19 protein-coding genes are annotated in these 17,858 nt (G+C 62.8%); 10 read left to right on the forward strand and 9 right to left on the reverse strand.

The features are described from left to right. Positions 1-22 precede the first annotated feature (22 nt). Positions 23-643, forward strand: a complete 621-nt coding sequence (locus J3P73_RS07585) for a TetR/AcrR family transcriptional regulator (RefSeq protein ID WP_207579847.1) — start codon at positions 23-25, stop codon at positions 641-643. Here the strand turns inward: J3P73_RS07585 and J3P73_RS07590 are convergent. After that, entirely contained in the window at positions 640-1,881 is a 1,242-nt protein-coding gene (locus tag J3P73_RS07590) for a multidrug efflux MFS transporter (protein WP_130771252.1), read from the reverse strand. The genes J3P73_RS07585 and J3P73_RS07590 overlap by 4 nt on opposite strands. Before the next feature lie 431 nt (positions 1,882-2,312). Here J3P73_RS07590 and J3P73_RS07595 point away from each other — a divergent pair, with 431 nt between their 5' ends. Further along, complete coding sequence (locus J3P73_RS07595; RefSeq protein ID WP_024323951.1) at positions 2,313-2,657, forward strand: nuclear transport factor 2 family protein; 345 nt, start codon at positions 2,313-2,315, stop codon at positions 2,655-2,657. 72 nt (positions 2,658-2,729) lie between these two features. Here J3P73_RS07595 and J3P73_RS07600 read toward each other — a convergent pair whose 3' ends face one another. The 3 genes from J3P73_RS07600 to J3P73_RS07610 form a co-directional block, all read right to left on the reverse strand. Continuing rightward, complete coding sequence (locus tag J3P73_RS07600; protein ID WP_018484352.1) at positions 2,730-3,461, reverse strand: sulfite exporter TauE/SafE family protein; 732 nt, start codon at positions 3,459-3,461, stop codon at positions 2,730-2,732. 61 nt (positions 3,462-3,522) lie between these two features. Next, positions 3,523-4,176, reverse strand: coding sequence for a class I SAM-dependent methyltransferase (locus J3P73_RS07605; protein WP_018070884.1), 654 nt, complete (start codon positions 4,174-4,176; stop codon positions 3,523-3,525). Positions 4,177-4,284: 108 nt separating this feature from the next. Next, the gene (locus J3P73_RS07610; protein ID WP_024323952.1) at positions 4,285-4,611 is read right to left on the reverse strand and encodes a hypothetical protein; all 327 of its coding nucleotides are present in this window, start codon (positions 4,609-4,611) and stop codon (positions 4,285-4,287) included. A gap of 225 nt (positions 4,612-4,836) precedes the next feature. Between J3P73_RS07610 and J3P73_RS07615 the strand changes: the two genes are divergently transcribed. Both J3P73_RS07615 and J3P73_RS07620 read left to right on the forward strand, forming a co-directional pair. After that, positions 4,837-5,439 carry a superoxide dismutase gene (locus J3P73_RS07615; protein WP_003546549.1) on the forward strand — a complete coding sequence of 201 codons (603 nt, stop codon included), beginning with the start codon at positions 4,837-4,839 and terminating at the stop codon, positions 5,437-5,439. 141 nt (positions 5,440-5,580) lie between these two features. Then, the gene (locus J3P73_RS07620) at positions 5,581-6,426 is read left to right on the forward strand and encodes a metallophosphoesterase (RefSeq protein ID WP_130771253.1); all 846 of its coding nucleotides are present in this window, start codon (positions 5,581-5,583) and stop codon (positions 6,424-6,426) included. A gap of 181 nt (positions 6,427-6,607) precedes the next feature. Here J3P73_RS07620 and J3P73_RS07625 read toward each other — a convergent pair whose 3' ends face one another. Further along, positions 6,608-7,579, reverse strand: a complete 972-nt coding sequence (locus J3P73_RS07625) for an IS110 family RNA-guided transposase (protein ID WP_207579848.1) — start codon at positions 7,577-7,579, stop codon at positions 6,608-6,610. Between the two features lie 414 nt (positions 7,580-7,993). Continuing rightward, the gene (locus J3P73_RS07630) at positions 7,994-8,686 is read right to left on the reverse strand and encodes a helix-turn-helix transcriptional regulator (protein ID WP_018484405.1); all 693 of its coding nucleotides are present in this window, start codon (positions 8,684-8,686) and stop codon (positions 7,994-7,996) included. A gap of 130 nt (positions 8,687-8,816) precedes the next feature. Here J3P73_RS07630 and J3P73_RS07635 point away from each other — a divergent pair, with 130 nt between their 5' ends. The 3 genes from J3P73_RS07635 to J3P73_RS07645 all read left to right on the forward strand — a co-directional run bounded on the left by J3P73_RS07635 (position 8,817) and on the right by J3P73_RS07645 (position 11,099). Further along, a complete protein-coding gene (locus tag J3P73_RS07635) occupies positions 8,817-9,452 on the forward strand; it encodes a LysE family translocator (protein WP_024322806.1) in 636 nt (211 codons plus the stop codon). Positions 9,453-9,582: 130 nt separating this feature from the next. After that, positions 9,583-10,023, forward strand: coding sequence for a c-type cytochrome (locus tag J3P73_RS07640; protein ID WP_018484403.1), 441 nt, complete (start codon positions 9,583-9,585; stop codon positions 10,021-10,023). A gap of 161 nt (positions 10,024-10,184) precedes the next feature. Further along, positions 10,185-11,099 (forward strand): cytochrome c, encoded by a 915-nt coding sequence (locus J3P73_RS07645; protein WP_130771257.1) that lies wholly within the window; start codon positions 10,185-10,187, stop codon positions 11,097-11,099. A gap of 39 nt (positions 11,100-11,138) precedes the next feature. Here J3P73_RS07645 and J3P73_RS07650 read toward each other — a convergent pair whose 3' ends face one another. Further along, positions 11,139-11,831, reverse strand: coding sequence for a molybdate ABC transporter substrate-binding protein (locus tag J3P73_RS07650; RefSeq protein WP_075224818.1), 693 nt, complete (start codon positions 11,829-11,831; stop codon positions 11,139-11,141). Between the two features lie 160 nt (positions 11,832-11,991). Then, positions 11,992-12,486 carry a GNAT family N-acetyltransferase gene (locus J3P73_RS07655; RefSeq protein WP_075224819.1) on the reverse strand — a complete coding sequence of 165 codons (495 nt, stop codon included), beginning with the start codon at positions 12,484-12,486 and terminating at the stop codon, positions 11,992-11,994. A 269-nt stretch (positions 12,487-12,755) separates the two neighbouring features. Here J3P73_RS07655 and dmeR point away from each other — a divergent pair, with 269 nt between their 5' ends. The 3 genes from dmeR to bla all read left to right on the forward strand — a co-directional run bounded on the left by dmeR (position 12,756) and on the right by bla (position 15,233). After that, complete coding sequence (dmeR, locus tag J3P73_RS07660; RefSeq protein WP_003546569.1) at positions 12,756-13,028, forward strand: Ni(II)/Co(II)-sensing transcriptional repressor DmeR; 273 nt, start codon at positions 12,756-12,758, stop codon at positions 13,026-13,028. 148 nt (positions 13,029-13,176) lie between these two features. Then, the gene (gene dmeF, locus J3P73_RS07665) at positions 13,177-14,172 is read left to right on the forward strand and encodes a CDF family Co(II)/Ni(II) efflux transporter DmeF (RefSeq protein ID WP_130655008.1); all 996 of its coding nucleotides are present in this window, start codon (positions 13,177-13,179) and stop codon (positions 14,170-14,172) included. Between the two features lie 146 nt (positions 14,173-14,318). Beyond that, positions 14,319-15,233 (forward strand): class A beta-lactamase, encoded by a 915-nt coding sequence (gene bla / locus J3P73_RS07670; protein ID WP_018484397.1) that lies wholly within the window; start codon positions 14,319-14,321, stop codon positions 15,231-15,233. 215 nt (positions 15,234-15,448) lie between these two features. On the opposite strand, the gene J3P73_RS07675 is transcribed toward bla, so the two are convergent. Beyond that, the gene (locus tag J3P73_RS07675; protein ID WP_207579849.1) at positions 15,449-17,788 is read right to left on the reverse strand and encodes a glucose/quinate/shikimate family membrane-bound PQQ-dependent dehydrogenase; all 2,340 of its coding nucleotides are present in this window, start codon (positions 17,786-17,788) and stop codon (positions 15,449-15,451) included. Positions 17,789-17,858 lie beyond the last annotated feature (70 nt).

Genomic DNA, 17,858 nt, shown 5'->3' on the forward strand with positions numbered 1-17,858 from the left:
TTTAATGCGAAACGGTACAAATATGAAAGACGGGAAGAAGCTCGGCCGCCCGAGGGCTTTCGACGCCAAGGCGGCGCTCGGCAAGGCGCAGGATGTCTTCTGGGACAGGGGGTTTGCCGCCGCCTCGCTCGACAATCTGAGTGCTGCGACCAACCTCAACCGCCCGAGCCTCTACGGCGCCTTCGGCGACAAGGAGGATCTCTATCTCGATACGCTGGAGGGCTATCGGCAGGACGGCATGAATACGCTCGCCGAGGCGCTCGACCCGTCACTGCCGCTGCGCGACAATATCGCCCGCGTCTATGCCGGTGCGCTGGCGATCTATCTGCACGGTGAAACCGCCGCTCGCGGCTGTCTGCTGATCGGTACGGCATCGGCCGAGGCGGTCCAGCATGAGCGGGTCCGTGAAGTGCTCGGCCGCAGCCTCAACGATTTCGACGACGAGATCGAAAAGCGCATGCGGCTTGGCGTGGAAAGAGGCGAGCTTCCGGAAAGCGCCGATCCGCGGATGCTCGCCAGGCTCGCCTCCGCCGTCATGCATTCGCTCGCCGTCCGCGCCCGCGCCGGCGACAGCCGCGAGACGTTGGAAGCGATCGCCCGGTCAGGCGTCGAGCTGATCTGCGGGAGTGCCAATAATCCTTAGGACGAGTCCCGAGTCTCCCCATCCCTCGGGCGCACGATCCAGGCATAGGCCGCACCGGCGAGAAGCAGCACGGAGGTGCCGAGGAACACCGCCCGCATGCCGATATGGCCGCCGACAAAACCGCCAAGGATGGGGCCGGCCACCTGACCGACATATTGCGAGGAAATCGAAAGCCCGAGAATGCTGCCGGCCGCACTATCCGGCACGCTGTGGCGGATGACCGCGGCGATGCAGGGCAGCAGCCCGCCGAGCGCCACACCCATCAGGAAACGCAGGATGATCAGCTGCCAGGAACTGGTGACGAAGGCCTGCGGGATCAGCAGCAGCCCGGCGACGGCGAGCGCGCCTGCAATAACCGGCCAATGGCCGATCCTGTCGGCGAGCTTGCCGAGCCATGAGGCCGAGAGAATGCTGCCGAGGGCAGCCGCCGACATGACGATGCCCGATATCATCGTCACCTGGGATTCGACGGGCACGAGCTGCGCGACATAGACGGTGATGATCGGCTCGATCGACATATTGGCAAACATCAAGAGCATGCCCGTTGCCAGCATCGCGATGACGGGCCGCTTGTCGGCAATGGATTTCCAGCCGCCGCTTGCCTTGGCCGCCTGCTCGCGAGCCGGCGATTTCTCTTCCTTGATCAGCAAGGTCGTGGCGAGGAAGGCGAGGAAGATCATGCCGCCGGCAGCGAGAAACGTGCCGCGGATGCCGATGATCGGCGGCAGCGCCCCGCCGATCAGCGGCCCGACGAGATTGCCGGCCATGATGCCGGAGGAGAGCACGCCGAGCGCCCAGGCCGAACGGTCCTTCGGCGTCTGCGTCGCCACCAGCACCATCGAGCCGGAGGCATACCCGCCGGCAAGCCCGACGAAGAGGCGCAGCGCCACCAACTGCCAGACATTGCCGGCCATGCCCATCAGCGAGATCGCCAGCGTCATGCCGAGGCTGGCGCGCACCAGCATCAGCTTGCGGCCGTAAATATCGCCGAGCCGGCCCCAGAGCGGCGCGACGAGAGCCGCGGCGAAGAAGGTGGCGCCATAGGCAATGCCCGACCATTGCACGATCGCCGCATGGTCGCTGACGCCGAGTTCTTCGACATAAAGCGGCAGGAAGGGAAGCAGCAGCGTCATCGCCACGATCGTGGTGAAGGAGCCGATGAGCGAGATGGTAAGGTTGCGCTTCCAGTACACCGAGCCCGGCCTGGCGCTGGCGGCGTCCAATTGCGTATCGGTCATTCTCTCGGCCTCGGCATTGATTCTACAGCGCCGCGCGTCTTTTAAGGCGCGCAAAGGACGCTGTAACACTTTGAAATCTGCATATTTCCTAAAATCGGTTCCGATTTGAGGAAATATGCGGCGAGCGCGGGTTCCACCGCGCCTGATGAAACGATGTGCCCTTTGCCGCGACGAGGAGATCGGCGCGGGTAAATCTGTCCTGAAGATCGAGCTTTTCGAGGTCGAGCGCATAGGCCATAGCGGCGGATGCGCCCGTCGTTCCAGGGCGGGCACGCGCTGATATAACCGCGCTATGGCCCGTCCTTCAAGACGGCGCTTCCGCATTGGTGGCCTGTCTTTGGAAATTGCCGCTGCAACCTGGACCCTCCCAGGTAAAAGTGCTAGAACAAGACCGATTGCATCATGCAATCGGTTAATCCGAGGACATTGCCATGAGCGACATGCGCACATCCCGAGAGCAGACTATCCGTCATCTCTACGCCGCCTATCTTGACGACCGCAAGGATATCGTCGGCGTCATGTTGACGGAGGATTTCACCTTCTCCAGTCCGCGTGACGACCACATCGACCGGGCGACCTATTTCGAGCGCTGCTGGCCGAAGGAGCCGGTCTTCCGCGGATTCGACATCGAATTCCTGGCGATCGACGGCGACGAGGCGGTCATCCGTTACCGCGCCGAAAAACGGGACGGCGGCAGCTTCCGCAACATCGAGAGCCTTCGCTTCCGCGGCGACAAGATCGCCTCCGTAGATGTCTATTTCGGCCGGAATCTGTAACCCTACAGCGCCGCGCGTCTTTTCAGACGCGCGCAAAGGACGCTGTTCCACTATGCGCTAGCGCAGCGATCTTCACAGGATCCGCATCGCCGAAGTGCCGATGATGATCATCGAGACCGCCACCATCAGCGGCCGCACCGGCAGCCGCTTGACGAGGATCGCGCCGAAGGGGGCAGCGATGACGCCGCCGATGATCAGGCCGATCGCCGAATTGAGCTCCGACCAGCCAAGCGTCAGCATGAAGGTCAGGGAAATCGTCAGTGTCACGGCGAATTCGGTGAAGTTGGTCGAGCCGATCACCCGCTTCAGGTCATGGCCGCGGCTGACGAGCGAACTGGTGACGATCGGCCCCCATCCGCCGCCGCCGATCGCATCGAGCACGCCGCCGCAGAACCCGACGGGCGGCACCATCCAGTCGCGGACATCCCGCTTCGGCGGCGGCCGAAAGGCCTTGTAGAGGATCACCAGTCCGATCGCGATCAGATAGGCCGACACGAAGGGCTCGATCACCTTGCCGTCGATATTGGCAAGCAGATAGGCGCCGATCGCACCGCCGATCATGCCGGCCGGTGCAAGCCGCGCGACCAGGCGCCAGTCGACGTTGCGATGATAGGCATGCGAAAGGCCCGACGCGGCGGTCGTGAACATTTCTGCCACATGCGTCATGGCGCTGGCATTGGCGGCCGGCACCCCGAAGGCGAGAAGGCTCGTCGTCGACAGCACGCCGAAGGCCATGCCGAGTGCGCCGTCGACGATCTGTGCGCAGAAACCCACGACGATGAAGACGAAGAAATCCGATGTCATGTAGTCCCCTCAGACAAACGGTAGCATCAGAAGAAGCGACGCGGGGAAAAAGTTTCCGGTCTCAGGCGGCAAGTCCGTGCTGCTTCAGCCGGATAATCTTGAAGAAGCCATTCGGAAAGACCGGCAGGATATCGGCAGGAGCGAAATCACCGCGGCGCTCGGCCCAGGCGACGATGCGGTGAATACGGAAGGCGGAGGACCAGCCGATGTGACGCACCAGCGGCGCCACCGCCGTTTCGATCGCGCCCTGCAGACCGGCGCCGTCGCCAAGCTTGCTGGCAAGGATGATCTCGCCGCCCGGCCTGAGCACTCTCGCGCATTCGTCGAGCGCGCGTTCGGGCTCGGGGATCAGCGTGATGACGAAGGGCAGGCAGACCGCATCGAAAGACCGGTCGGCAAAGGTGAGCGCATGGGCATCCATCACATCAAGCGCCTGCACATGCTGCAGCTTCTCGCGTCTCGCCTTTTCGCGCGCCCGCGCGATCATGTGTTCTGAAATGTCGATGCCGCTTACCCGGCAGTGGCGCGGGTAATGCCCGAGCGTCAGGCCGGTGCCGACGCCGATCTCCAGGATATCGGTGCCGGCCGCGGCGGCGAGGGCTGCAAGCTTGCGGTGGCCATCACGCAGGATGCCGCGATACACCCGGTCATAGACCGGTGCCCAACGCTGATAGATTTTCTGCTGATCTTCCGCCCTGCTGCGAAGCTCTGACATGCCGGCACCTCCCTAAAGCCCAGGCTTTCAACTCCTGAGCGTAGGCTTCGGTTCCCCAGAAATGTGACGCAAGGCACAAACCAGCACGGTAAGTAACCTCATAGCGGCCTATTTTGCCGGCATGAGACCAAGCGTCTTGGCGTCCAGCTCGCTGCCGATCTCGACGGTCTTCTTTTGCTTGTCGTAGACGCAGATCTGGGCAATCAGCCCCTTGGCGCCTTTCGGCTTGCCTGTCACCAGGGCGAGCCCGTAATGCGAGCTGCCGAAGGGATCGACGGTGGCGCTGGGCTTCTCGATCGTGACCGCTGCCTTCTTGCATTTGGCCTCGACGTCAGCGGCGAGCTGCTTCCAGGCGTCATCGGAGGAGGCATGCGCCGCACCTGCCAGGCAAAGCAGTACGGCGGCAGTGAGAAGCTGGATTATATTCCTGTTCATATCGGGTCTCCGTTGATCTCCATAACAGGCAAAGTGGTTTTCGGGGCGGGTATTCCCATTGATTTGCCCAGGCGATTTCTACGCACGACTCCAACCGTGCAACTGAGGCAAATTTTCCTCCGGCCGGTCATTTTTTGATAATTCGCCGGTTGCCTCTCCCCCTTTCCCCTCCTATGTTCCGCCTCACCTGCCGAGACGCAATCTATTGCCAAGAGGAGATCTGACATGGCTTTCGAATTGCCTGAACTTCCCTATGATTACGAAGCGCTTGCTCCCTTCATGTCGAAGGAAACGCTGGAGTTCCACCACGACAAGCACCACAAGGCCTATGTCGACAACGGCAACAAGCTCGCCGCCGAAGCCGGTCTTTCGGACCTCTCGCTCGAAGACGTCGTCAAGAAGTCCTTCGGCACCAATGCCGGCCTCTTCAACAACGCCGCCCAGCACTACAACCACATCCATTTTTGGAAGTGGATGAAGAAGGGCGGCGGCGGCAACAAGCTGCCGGGCAAGCTCGAAGCGGCCTTTACCTCCGATCTCGGCGGCTACGACAAGTTCAAGGCCGATTTCGCCACTGCCGGCGCCACCCAGTTCGGCTCCGGCTGGGCCTGGGTTTCCGTCAAGAACGGCAAGCTCGAAATCTCCAAGACCCCGAACGGCGAAAACCCGCTCGTTCACGGCGCCACCCCGATCCTCGGCGTCGACGTCTGGGAACACTCCTACTACATCGACTATCGCAACGCCCGCCCGAAGTATCTCGAGGCCTTCGTCGATAGCCTGATCAACTGGGACTACGTCCTGGAACGCTACGAAGCAGCCACGAAGTAAGCGGTACCAGACTCGCCGCCATGGGCGGACGATGTCGTCCGCATCTTCGAACTCGGCACCCGGCGCGCCCAAAGCGCCGGGTGTTTTGTTTTCACGCGAAGTCGTCACAGCCCTGTCATCGGCCGCTCCTAATCACGCCCCATGTCTTCCTCTGCTTCTCCCCTGTTCCGCTTCGGCATCATCGCCGACCCGCAATATGCGGCGATCGCGCCGCACGTGGCGATGGACCGCTATTACGCCAACAGCCTCGCCAAGGTCGCCGCGGCGATCGAGGTCTTCAATGGCGAGGAGCTGAGCTTCGTGATGACGCTCGGCGATGTCATCGACCGCAGCTTTTCAAGCTTCGACGATATCCTGCCGGTCTATGAGAAGCTCAGGCACGAGACGCTCTTCCTGCTCGGCAATCATGATTTCTCGGTCTCTCCGGGCCATCTCTCCGACGTCGCCGCGCGTCTCGGCATGCCGGCGCCCTATTACAGCTTCTCGCGCCACGGCTGGCGCTTCATCGTGCTCGACGGCAATGAGGTCAGCATCTTCGCGCCGCCCGAAGGCCATCCTCATCGCGCGCTGGCCGGAGAGATGCTGGCGGAGCTGCAGGCCAAGGGTGCCAGGAACGCCCATCGCTGGAATGCCGCGCTGAGCGACGAACAATTCGCCTGGCTTGGCGATGAAATCGCAAAAGCGGCCGAGGCCGGCGAGAAGGTGATCGTCATGAATCACTATCCGGTGCATCCGCCCAGCGAGCACGGCATGTGGGACAGCGAGCGCATCGTCGAGTTGCTCGCCTCCAGCAGCAATGTCGTCGCCTATCTCAACGGCCACGACCACGTCGGCAATTACGGCTTGGTCAGCGGCTGTCACTTCGTCAATTTCAAGGGCGTGGTCGACACGGAGACGAAAAACGCCTTCGCGATCGTCGAGGTCCAAGCCGACCGCATCGAAATCCGCGGCTTCGGCCGCGAGGTGAGCCGCACGCTGCCTTATTAGGTTGTGACAGGTGGCTGACAGAGTCGCCAACCTCCATGCTCGGGCTTGTTCTTCGGATCCCCGCTTGCGGGAAAGGGGGACGCGCCTTGCAAGAGGGCGCGAGGAACGGAGAGGTCACGCCATATCCTCTTCTCCCCTGGGGAGAAGGTGCCGGCAGGCGGATGAGAATCTGTGTTGGTTGTCAAGGCGGATTTGGGGTCCAGAGGCGATCGTGAGATAGGAGGCAGTTTGCCAGAACGAGCAATTTACGCATGACGGCGACCAGGATGACCTTCGCTGGTTTTCCTGCGGCTTTGAGTGTGTCTGCAAAACGAGCAAGGGCGGGATTGTAGCGACATGCCGACAAGGCGGCCATGTAGAGCGCGCGCCGGGGTGCGGGCCTGCCGGCGCGGATGGAACGACGTCCGGTTCGGGCACCGCTGTCGTTAGCGATTGGGGCAAGCCCTGCCAGCATGGCGGCCTGCTTGCCCGAACAACTGCCCAACTCGTCCATGCCGGCCATCAATGCCAGGGCCGTGACGCGGCCGATGCCGGGAATGGAGGTGAGGATCTCGGCCTTGCGGTAGAGCTGCGGATCCTCGCCGACACGTCGCTCGATCTCTTTGTCGAGACGTTCGACATGCTGTTCCAGCCGACGCACGAGGCGGTTGAGTTCGCCGCGCAGAAGGGCGGTGGTGGCAGTCTTGCTGCGGTTCTGCAGGGCGGTGATGTCGCATTTGGCTGCTGATCGTGCATTGACCAGCTCCTGCAAGGCCTCGATGTGAGGACTTGGCGGCGTGTCGGCCGGCGGGCGCAGGCTCTCGGCCAGGAGCGCCAGGAAACGGGCATCGAGACGGTCGGTCTTGGCGAGATAGCCGCAGGCACGGGCAAACATGCGGGCGCGCAGCGGATCGACCACGGCGACGGCAAAGCCATCGAGCCAAAGCGAGCGATGGGCGGGGCGATGGAACTTGCCGGTTGCCTCCATCACGATGCTTGCGAGCCGATGCCTGGCCAGCAGCCGTTTCAGCTGGCGGATGCCGGTCTTGTCATTGCTAAACCGCCGGCTTTCGCCCAGCGGATGCAGATGAATATCGAGCCACTCTTTACTCACGTCCACACCGGCATAAACTACCGGCATCGCGTCTTCTTGGAACGAAACCTTGCCTTGCATGCGGGACTTGCTCCCCATCATCTGTTCAGGACAAACGCGAGGACGGCCGGACCAATCTCATCCCCGGTTCACGCCAAGGGGCCTGCGGTCCCGGCCGTCCGCACTCCGGCGGATGGCCATCCGCCGGAGTGCGCACAGATCATCCAACAATCAGTGCAAATTGAACATGCAAGGGGCTGCACGGCACATCCTTCACGTAAAACCTATTCCGCCACGCCGACGGTAACGCCGTTCCCCCGCGTCCTGAACACGGTTGAGACGACGCCAGCGCGGTCGAAATCCGCATGGGCGTTGTTGGAAAGACCGGCTTCGCCGGCCCCCTCATCCGCCCTACGGGCACCTTCTCCCCGCTGGGGAGAAGAGGGAGTCGAGACGTTGCGGCATTCTCCGGACAGCTGTGCTGCAAACCACGCATCAAGCCGGCACAGCCTTCTCCGTCCACCCGCTGGTCCAGAGTTCGCGCAGGCGGTCGCCGTCGCCCTTGAAGAAATCCTCAGCTGTCGCGCAGCGCTCCACCCGGTCGCTGCGGAAATTGCGGATCGCCTGGCGCAGCTCGCACCAGGCGACGATATTGGCGGTCTGCGAATAATAGATCAGCGCGACTGGCCGGATCGTCCGCTCGCTGGCGCGGCCGAGTTCGTCGCGGTAGCCGAGCATCAGCTTGCGTTCATCGCGGATCGCGCGGCGGACGATCGCCAGATCGAAGCCTGCCGGCTGCGCGATCGAGCCCCAGGCATAAAGCGCCTTGTTATCCATCGCCTGGCGCAGCGGCGCCGGCACGGCGCCGGCAATCTTCTGGTTCACCCGGCGCGCGGCTTGTTTCAGCTCCTCGTCCGCCGTCCGTTCGAGCAGCGCCAGCGACAGCACGATCGCCTCCATCTCCTCGATCGAGAACATCAGCGGCGGCAGGTCGAAGCCCGGCCGCATGATGTAGCCGATGCCGCGCCCGCCCTCGATCGGCACCCGCATCGCCTGAAGGGCCGCGATGTCGCGATAGATCGAGCGCACGGTTACCTCAAGCGTCTCGGCCATGACAGCCGCCGTCATCGGTTTTCTTGCCAGCCTGAGGATCTGAATGATCTCGAAAAGCCGCGAGGCCTTGCGCATTTAACCTCTCCCATCCGCCATGCTCCTGACAATACACTGTCAGTTGGGTTCCCGTATAGAGCCGCCTATCGGATTGAAATCAATCAGGGTCTCTTGAAAACGGCCCGCAGAACCCAAGGCGGTAACTGACATGAACTACCACGAAAACCTCTGGCTCTTCTTCACCCTTCTCTTCGGCATCATCATCGTGCCGGGCATGGATATGCTCTTCGTGCTCGCCAATTCGCTGACCGGCGGCGTCAAACGCGGGCTGGCGGCGACCGGCGGCATCATGGCCGGCGGCGCCGTGCATTCGGCCTATGGCGCGGCCGGCGTCGGTGTGCTCGTCACCATGCTGCCACAGCTTTTCAACGTGCTGCTCTTTGCCGGCGTCGCCTACATGATCTGGATCGGAATTTCGCTGATCCGCAGTTCGATCACCGTCGAGGCGGTCGGGCCGGGAACCGCGCGCTCCGGCTGGCGCGCTTTCCGCCAGGGCGCCGTCACCTGTCTCGTCAATCCGAAGGCCTATATCTTCATGTTTGCCGTCTACCCGCAGTTCCTCAGGCCGGAATATGGCCCGATCTGGATGCAGGGACTGATCATGGGCGTCATGACTGTCGTCACCCAGTTTGCCATCTACGGCTCGCTGGCGATGACGGCCGGCCGCAGCCGCGACCTGCTCGTAGCCAATCCTGACGTTACGGCCTTTGTCGGCCGCTTCGCCGGACTGCTGCTGGTTGTCGTCTCCGCCTTCAGCCTCTGGCAGGGGTGGAAAAGCGCCTGAACGCCAAGGCCTATCACATTGTTTTTATGATGCTCCGGCAAAACGTGACTGCCAGGACGCATGGATTTTGTCATGCTCCCGGTGCAGATTGGCCATCGGCCACCTTGGCCGAGGAGAAATGGAGAGGAATATGAATTGGAAAGCAGTAGCTGCGGCCGCAGCGATGGCAGGAATAGCCGCCGGTTCGGTGACCGCCGCCGACGGCACCCATGATTCGCGCATTGCGCTGATGAAGCAGATCGGCGGTTCGGCCGGGGCCTTGGCAGCCATCGCCAAGGGCACCAAACCCTATGACGCCGAGGCGGTGAAGACGGCGCTGACGACGATTGCCACGACTGCCAAGGTCTTTCCCGATCAGTTCAAGCCGGGCAGCGATATGAACGATCCCGAGGTCAGCCCGAAGGTCTGGGAAAACATGGATGACTTCAAGGCGCGCGCCGCAAAGCTATCCACTGACGCCGAAACTGCGCTCGCTCAGCTTCCGGCCGATGCTGCAGCCGTCGGCGCCACGGTCAATACGCTGGGCGCCAATTGCGGCGGCTGTCACAAGGCCTATCGTATCAAGGAGTGATAGACCGACTGAGCAATTCCAGCAAGGGTGGGCGGCTTGCCTCCGCCTGACGCGAGGAAAATGGAATGCTCCGGATACGCGATCCGCGCCCGCCTTGCCGCCGGCGCGGGTCGCCTTATGTGGGTCGACGGCGCAAATGTCGACAACAGGGGAGGCGGCGCATGGTCCGCAGGTTCATCCGGTTACTGCTCTGTCTGATCGGCGTCGCCGTCCTCGGCGGGGGCGCCTTCTATCTCGTCACCGCACCCGATCCGCTGCCGGAGAGCCATTGGGCGGGTCTCGGCGCGCCCGACCCGGCAAACGGCCAGATGGTCTTCTGGACGGGCGGCTGCGTCAGCTGTCATGCCGCGCCCGGTTCCCAAGGCGATGCCAAGCTGACACTTGCAGGCGGCCTTGCGCTGAAGAGCCCCTTCGGGACCTTCCACGTGCCGAACATCTCACCCGATGAAAAAGCCGGCATCGGCGGCTGGACGCTTGCCGAGTTCGGCAATGCGATGAAGCGCGGCGTCGGCCCGGGCGGACAGCATCTCTACCCGTCTTTTCCTTATGGCTCTTATTCCCGCATGAGCGACAAGGACATCAACGATCTCTTCGCATTCCTGAAAACCTTGCCGAAGAGCGCAAACGTCGCGCCGCCGCATGAACTGTCGTTCCCCTTCAACATCCGGCTTGCGCTCGGCGGCTGGAAATTCCTCTATTTCAGCGACCAGCCGCGCGTCGCCCTGGCAAAGAGCGACGATAAGATCAGGCGCGGGCAATATCTCGTCGAGGGTCCCGGCCATTGCGGCGAATGCCATACGCCGCGTGATGCGCTCGGCGGCTTCAAGGCCGATATGTGGCTTGCCGGCGCGCCCAATCCGGAAGGCAAGGGCCGCGTGCCCGATATCACCCCGGCCTCCAAGAGCATCGGCTCCTGGAGCGAGGCCGATATCGCCAGCTACCTCGAAACTGGCTTCACCCCCGATTTTGATTCCGTCGGCGGTTCAATGGTCGATGTGCAGCAGAACATCGCCCATCTGCCGGCTTCCGACCGCGAGGCAATCGCCGCCTATCTGAAGGCGGTGCCGAGCCGTTAGCGATGGCGGCTGGTACCCGCGTCAAGAACCCGCGCTTCTTTAGCGGCGTTCGACGCCCTTTGCCGCCAGGATATCGTCAACCGCCGTCGACGTCAGAAATTCCGACAGCTGCTTGGCAGCTTCTGCGTCCTTTGAATCGGCGCTGATGCCGATGTCGAAGTCGATGTAACTTTGGAGTTCTGCCGGAAACTGACCGACAAGCATCACCTCGGGAGCCGCGGCGAGAATCGATGTCACGGGAACAACCCCCAACTCGGCCTCACCACGGCCGACGGCCGGTGCTGTCTGCCCTCCTGATATGGCGACCAGCTTGGGCTTGACCTCATCTGCTATTCCCAAGCGTTCCAGCAAACCGGAGAAGTAGCCGCCGCTGGTTCCTTCACTGGCGTAGGCGATTGATCTGGCGCTCTTCAACGCATGCGCAAATGCTTCCACGGACCCAATGCCGAGCGGTCGGCTGCCTGCCTTGGCCGCCACCCCCATTGCTATCCGGCCGAACGCTACCTGGCTCCCCGCCTTGACTTTCCCCAAGGCGGTCAGATCCTGAACCAGGTTCGGATTGGTGATGACGACGTCAAAAGCTTCCCCCGCTTCAATCTGCTTCTTTACGACAGGATTGAGCTCCCACTTGACCGCAACCGTGAATCCCGTGGCCGTTTCGAACGGGGATATGAGAGGAAGAACGGCGGGTCGAACCGCAATAGCGCCAAAAAGCCGGATTTGCTGATTCATGGTCTAACCTGCAATCGGTTGAAACGACCTTCCTTGCAATGCGCGTCATTCCACGGCTGCCTGGCCATCCCATGGCCCATCGTGTCGGCTTCCGAAACAAACCGACACCGAATGGATCATCCAAGGGCCATGCTGGGAATGCACTTATCGAACGCTCTTCTCAAGCGATCGACTGCATATAGCGCATGCCGGTCACCGGACGGGCGGTGAAATCCAGCTGTTCGTAGAAGCGGTGCGCCAGCACGTTTCCGGTCGCGGCGCTGACGGAGAGGTAGCCGCAGCCGGCATTGCGCGCGGTCTCGCGCGCCCGGTCGACGAGCAACTGGCCAGTGCCGTGGCCGCGATGGCCGTCACGCACGAAGAGGTGGTGCAGGTCCATGCCGCGCTTGCCTTCCTGCGCCCTGTAGAGCGGCACGAGAATGGCGTAGCCGATCAGCCCTTCGCTGGTTTCGGCGACGAGCGCATTGATCCAGGGTAGCGGGCCGAAGAGGTCACGCTCCAGCTGCTCTGCCGTTGTGGCAGCCGCATCGCCATGATGGGTGGCAAGCAGGGCGATCATCTCGCCGAGTTCGGGCAGGTCGCGCGGCTTGGCGGCGCGGATCGTCACCACCGATGGGCGCATCAGTGAAATTTCGCTGTCTTCGATTTCGGTCATGGTCTTCGCGTCCTTTGATATTCTGCCGTCAGGACGCTGCCGATACAACAAAGCCGCCTGACGGCGGCTTGTTGACAATATGATCTTGTCCAGCCGCCCTTTACAGGTACAGCCAAAAATACGAGCGGCTCTGGTGCGCGTTCTTGATCATGGATCATAGATCGTCGGAAACGCGGGCTTTGTCAATGGCGGATCGGAGCCCATCACCGGCATTGAACCCCGGCTTCGCTCTTGATAACATACCCCCCTATATTATATGAGAACCCATCATGTCCCACACCACCCTGCAGAAAAAGAAGCTCGTCGCCCGCATCAGCCGCCTGAAGGGGCAGATGGAGGCGGTCGAGCGCGCGCTCGAGGCTGAGCGCCCCTGCGGCGAGATCCTGCAACTGCTCGCCTCGATCCGCGGCGCGCTGACCGGGCTGACCGGCGAGGTTCTCGACGATCACCTGCGTGAGCATGTGCTGAATGCGGCCGACGATGCAGCAAGGGCGGAGGCGGTCGAGGAAATATCGGAAGTCTTGAGAACCTATATGCGCTAGAGCAATTCCAGCAAAAGTGTGAAGCGGTTTTCCCAGGCAAAGCGCGAAGCGGTTTTGCCGAGAATTGCGTAAAAACAAAAGCTTAGAGTGGTTCTGCGTTTTCATGAAACGCTGAACCGCTCTAAGCGCGGCGACGAAGGAGCCTGTCATGAGTGCCGGAATCGAGAAGGCTGGAATCAATGCCTTGGAACATGATCATGTCTTCCTCGGCGCCGATCATACGCGCAACGAGCGGCGCATCTGGCTGGTGATTGCGCTGACGGCAGTGATGATGGTGGCGGAAATCGCCGCCGGCACCGTCTACGGCTCCATGGCCCTGGTCGCCGATGGCTGGCACATGTCGACCCACGCCAGTGCTCTGCTGATTTCCGCACTCGCCTATCTCTTCGCCCGTCGGCAGGCGCGCAATCCGCGTTTCACCTTCGGCACCGGCAAGCTCGGCGATCTCGCCGGCTTCGCCAGCGCCATCATCCTTGCCCTGATCGCCCTGCTCATGGCCTGGGAAAGCATGCTGCGCCTTTCCAATCCCGTGCCGATCGGTTTTGCCCAGGCGATCGCCGTGGCGGTCATCGGCCTTGCCGTCAATCTGGTCAGCGCCTGGCTACTGGCTGGCGGCGGCCATGTCGCGCATGGCGATCATGCGCACCATCACCATGGCCATCACGGGCATGGCCACCATGCGCATCACAGTCATGGCGACGGTGCCCACCACGCAAAGACTGGCGACAACAATATCCGCTCCGCCTATCTGCATGTCATCGCCGATGCCCTGACCTCGGTACTCGCCATCGCGGCGCTGACGCTCGGCAGCCTCTATGGCTGGCTCTGGCTCGATCCCCTGATGGGCATCGTCGGCGGGCTGGTGATCGCCAATTGGTCCTGGAGCCTGATGAAATCTTCCGGCGGCGTCCTGCTCGACGTCATTTCCGAAGGCGAGACGCTGCCGGCCGAAATCCGCGGCGCCATCGAGACGGAGGACGACCGGATCACCGATCTGCATGTCTGGCAGGTCGGCCCCGGCCATCATGCCGCAATCGTCGCCGTCCTCACCTCGCAGCCGCGCGATCCGGCTTTCTACAAGGGCAGGCTCTCGGCGCTGGAGGAATTGTCGCATGTGACGGTCGAGGTCACGCGTGCCGCATGATCGGGGCGGGCGGAGACGCTCGGCGGACGACAAGATCGCCCGACGGACGATTAGCATCGCTCGGCGGACGATTAACATCGCCGCGGGGACGACAAGTCGCCGCAATCGCTGCTTAGCTCTGTCCTCCTGATTCGCCGGAGGATTTCATGGATCTCAGTCTGACCCGCCGCATGCTGATAGGCTCGGCATTGTGCCTGCCCGTGCTGACGCTTCGAGCCAATGCCGAGGAGGGGGCCAAGGAGAGTGCCAAAGAGAGTGCCGGCGAGGGCGAGGACAATATCGAACACCGCCTTGCCGCTTTGGAAAAACGCACCGGCGGCCGCCTCGGGGTCTCGGTGCTCGACACCGAGACGAGCATCTCCTTCGGCTATCGCGGCAGCGAGGCCTTTCCGATGTGCAGCACCTTCAAGGCGCTGGCCGCCGCTTTCGTGCTTGCCCGGGCCGACAAGGGCGAGGAGAACCTCGATCGGCGGGTGAGCTACGGCAAGGACAAGCTCGTCGATTATTCGCCGATCAGCGAAAAACATGCCGGAACCGATGGCATGACCCTTGCCGAACTCTGCGAGGCGGCGGTGACCGTCAGCGACAACACCGCCGGCAACCTGCTGCTCGAAAGTTTCGGCGGTCCGGCCGGGCTGACCGATTGGCTGCGCTCGATCGGTGACGGCACGACGCGTCTCGACCGCACCGAGCCGACGTTGAACGAGGGCCGGAAGGGTGATCCGCGCGACACGACGACCCCGGATGCGATGCTCGACACGCTCGGCAACCTGACGCTCGGCTCGGTCCTCACCGAAGCCTCCTCAGACAGGCTGATCGCCTGGCTGGTGGCGAGCACCACAGGCAAGGAACGGCTGCGGGCCGGCTTGCCTGCGGATTGGAAGGTCGGAGACAAGACCGGCACCGGCCCGAACGGCTCGCTCGGCGATATCGCGGTAATCTGGCCGCCGGATCGCGGCCCGATCGTCGCTGCCGTCTATATCAGCGAGACGACCGTGCCGGTGAAGGAGCTCAACCCGATCTTTGCCGAAGTCGGCCGCATGGTCGTCGAGATGGTGTGAGTGGGAAAATGCGAAGGGGGTGATCGACAGTTGTCGCGTGTGAAAACCCCTCCCCAGGGGGGAGGGGCTGCTGTGTGGCACCCATCGCATTTCATTCCTGACGATGCAGCATGTGGCGACGTATTTTGGCGGCAGGGACCCGCCACGGGTTAGTCCCTCCCCTTGTGGGGAGGGGTTGGGGAGGGGCCTTTGTCCCGCTGGAGGAGGGCTCCCGATCAAGGCAGCGTATAGGCGATCACGTAATCGCCGGGCTTGGTGCCGACCGAGCCGTGGCCGCCGGCGACCATGACGACATATTGCTTGTTGTCATCAGCCGTATAAGTCATCGGCGTCGCCTGGCCGCCGGCGGGAAGCCGCGCCTGCCAGAGCTCTCGCCCGTTTGTCACGTCATAGGCGCGCAGGTAGTCGTCGACCGCAGCCCCCAGGAAGGCAACGCCGCCCTTGGTCAGCATCGGCCCGCCGATCCCCGGCACGCCCACCTTGAAGGGCAGCGGCAATGGCGTCATGTCACGCACGGTGCCGTTCTTATGCATATAGGCGATCTTGCCGGTGCGCAGGTCGACGCCCGCAACATAGCCCCACGGCGGCGCCTGGCAGGGGATTTTGAGCAGTCCGAGGAAGGGGCCCATGAAGACGCCGTAGGGCGCGCCGTCATTGCGGTTGAGCCCCTGTTCGCTGCCCTTCTCGTCCTGGCCTCGCGGCGGAATGTCGGCGGCCGGCACCAGCCGTGAGGTGAAGGAGAGATAAGTCGGCATGCCGAACATGATCTGCCGCTCCGGATCCACTGCCACCGAGCCCCAGTTGAAGGTGCCGAAATTGCCGGGATAGACGATCGTTCCTTTAAGCGAAGGCGGCGTGTAGCGGCCCTCATAGTGGTAGCGGTGGAAGTCGATGCGGCAGGCGAGCTGATCAAACAGCGACACGCCCCACATGTCCTTTTCCTGAAGCTGCTCGGGCGAGAAGGTGAGGTCCGAGATCGGCTGTGTCGGCGAGGTCCGGTCGCCCGAGACCGCTCCATCAGGCGCCGGGATTTCCTTGACCGGAATGATCGGTTCGCCGCTGCGCCGGTCGAGCACATAGATATCGCCCTGCTTGGTCGGGCCGACGAGGGCGGGAACGGTCGTGCCGTCCTGCTTCGTCAGGTCGATCAGCGCCGGCTGGGCCGGAACGTCCATGTCCCAGAGATCGTGATGCACCGTCTGGCGCACCCAGCGCATCTGGCCGGTGGCGATATCGAGCGCGACGATCGAGGAGGAGAATTTCTCGACATTGTCGCTGCGGTTGATGCCGATCTGGTCGGGCACCTGGTTGCCGAGCGGGATGTAGACCATGCCGAGCGCCTCGTCGACGCTGAAGACCGACCAGCTGTTCGGCGAGTTGGTCGTGTAGGTCTGGTCCCCGGTGATCGGCGTCGTCACATCGGGATTGCCGGAATCCCAGTTCCAGACCAGCGCGCCGGTGTTGATGTCGAAGGCGCGGATGACGCCGGATTGTTCCTCGGTCGAATAATTGTCGTTCACCGCCCCGCCAACGATGATCTTGCCCGCCACCGCGACCGGCGGCGAGGTGGAATAATAATAGCCGGCCGGGTTGTAGCGCATGCCGGTTTCCAAATGCAGCACGCCCTGGTCGGCAAAGCTGGTGCAGACCTTCCCGTCCGCCGCATCGAGCGCGATCAGCCGGGCGTCGGAGGTCGGCAGGTAGACGCGTTCGGCGCAGGGCTGGCCGGCGGCAACGGCAGGATAGGCATAATAGGTGACGCCGCGGCAGGTCTGATGCTGCCGGTCGGGGTTCATGCCGGAGTTGGCGTCGTATTTCCATTTCTCCTTGCCGGTCTTGGCGTCGAGCGCGATCGCCCAGTTATGCGGCGTGCAGAGATAGAGCGTGTCCTTCACCTTGAGTGGCGTCACCTGATAGGTCGTCTCGCCGACATCGTCCGGCCGCTTGACGTCGCCGGTCTGGTATCGCCACGCTTCCTTGAGGGTGGAGACGTTCTCGGCGGTGATCTGGTCGAGTGGCGAATAGCGCTGGCCGAAGGCCGTGCGGCCATATTGATGCCATTCGCCATCCGGCACGCTGCCGCCGAAGGCGGGGTTGGCGGCAACTGTATCCTTAGGCAGCTCGCCGGCAAGGTCATGCGGGTCGGTCGTCATCGAATAGAGGGCGACGAGGATGGCGAGGATGACAGGCACGGCGAGCGGCCAGGGGTTCGCGGCGTAGGCGATGCCCGTCGGGCTGCGCAGGCCGAGTGGCCGGCGGATCCATGGCGTCAGCAGCCAGAGCCCGAGCAGGATGATCATGCCGCCGCGCGGCCCGAGCTGCCACCAGTCGAAGCCAACCTCCCAGATCGCCCAGGCGAGCGCAGCAACGACGAGCACCGCATAGACCCAGAGCGCCACCGCCTTGCGCACCAGCAGCAGCCCGGCGGTGATCAGGAACATCAGCCCGGCGAACAGATAGAAGACGCTGCCACCGAGCGTGACGAGCCACAGCCCGCCGCCGCCAAGAGCCAGCCCGATGATGATGAAGAAAATGGAGGTGATGACGATCGCCATAAGGCTGTCTCCCGCTGAGGTTAGCCGGGGTGGAGGATCGGCGGAAAAGTCCCGCCGATCCGGCAGATAG

Source organism: Rhizobium ruizarguesonis, from assembly GCF_017357285.1.
Lineage (GTDB): Bacteria > Pseudomonadota > Alphaproteobacteria > Rhizobiales > Rhizobiaceae > Rhizobium > Rhizobium ruizarguesonis.

Bases quoted from the DNA above. Each gene is read 5' to 3' on its own strand.
- J3P73_RS07585 (WP_207579847.1), top strand. From the start codon at position 23: ATGAAAGACGGGAAGAAGCTCGGCCGCCCGAGGGCTTTCGACGCCAAG.
- J3P73_RS07590 (WP_130771252.1), bottom strand. From the start codon at position 1,881: ATGACCGATACGCAATTGGACGCCGCCAGCGCCAGGCCGGGCTCGGTG.
- J3P73_RS07595 (WP_024323951.1), top strand. From the start codon at position 2,313: ATGAGCGACATGCGCACATCCCGAGAGCAGACTATCCGTCATCTCTAC.
- J3P73_RS07600 (WP_018484352.1), bottom strand. From the start codon at position 3,461: ATGACATCGGATTTCTTCGTCTTCATCGTCGTGGGTTTCTGCGCACAG.
- J3P73_RS07605 (WP_018070884.1), bottom strand. From the start codon at position 4,176: ATGTCAGAGCTTCGCAGCAGGGCGGAAGATCAGCAGAAAATCTATCAG.
- J3P73_RS07610 (WP_024323952.1), bottom strand. From the start codon at position 4,611: ATGAACAGGAATATAATCCAGCTTCTCACTGCCGCCGTACTGCTTTGC.
- J3P73_RS07615 (WP_003546549.1), top strand. From the start codon at position 4,837: ATGGCTTTCGAATTGCCTGAACTTCCCTATGATTACGAAGCGCTTGCT.
- J3P73_RS07620 (WP_130771253.1), top strand. From the start codon at position 5,581: ATGTCTTCCTCTGCTTCTCCCCTGTTCCGCTTCGGCATCATCGCCGAC.
- J3P73_RS07625 (WP_207579848.1), bottom strand. From the start codon at position 7,579: ATGCAAGGCAAGGTTTCGTTCCAAGAAGACGCGATGCCGGTAGTTTAT.
- J3P73_RS07630 (WP_018484405.1), bottom strand. From the start codon at position 8,686: ATGCGCAAGGCCTCGCGGCTTTTCGAGATCATTCAGATCCTCAGGCTG.
- J3P73_RS07635 (WP_024322806.1), top strand. From the start codon at position 8,817: ATGAACTACCACGAAAACCTCTGGCTCTTCTTCACCCTTCTCTTCGGC.
- J3P73_RS07640 (WP_018484403.1), top strand. From the start codon at position 9,583: ATGAATTGGAAAGCAGTAGCTGCGGCCGCAGCGATGGCAGGAATAGCC.
- J3P73_RS07645 (WP_130771257.1), top strand. From the start codon at position 10,185: ATGGTCCGCAGGTTCATCCGGTTACTGCTCTGTCTGATCGGCGTCGCC.
- J3P73_RS07650 (WP_075224818.1), bottom strand. From the start codon at position 11,831: ATGAATCAGCAAATCCGGCTTTTTGGCGCTATTGCGGTTCGACCCGCC.
- J3P73_RS07655 (WP_075224819.1), bottom strand. From the start codon at position 12,486: ATGACCGAAATCGAAGACAGCGAAATTTCACTGATGCGCCCATCGGTG.
- dmeR (WP_003546569.1), top strand. From the start codon at position 12,756: ATGTCCCACACCACCCTGCAGAAAAAGAAGCTCGTCGCCCGCATCAGC.
- dmeF (WP_130655008.1), top strand. From the start codon at position 13,177: ATGAGTGCCGGAATCGAGAAGGCTGGAATCAATGCCTTGGAACATGAT.
- bla (WP_018484397.1), top strand. From the start codon at position 14,319: ATGGATCTCAGTCTGACCCGCCGCATGCTGATAGGCTCGGCATTGTGC.
- J3P73_RS07675 (WP_207579849.1), bottom strand. From the start codon at position 17,788: ATGGCGATCGTCATCACCTCCATTTTCTTCATCATCATCGGGCTGGCT.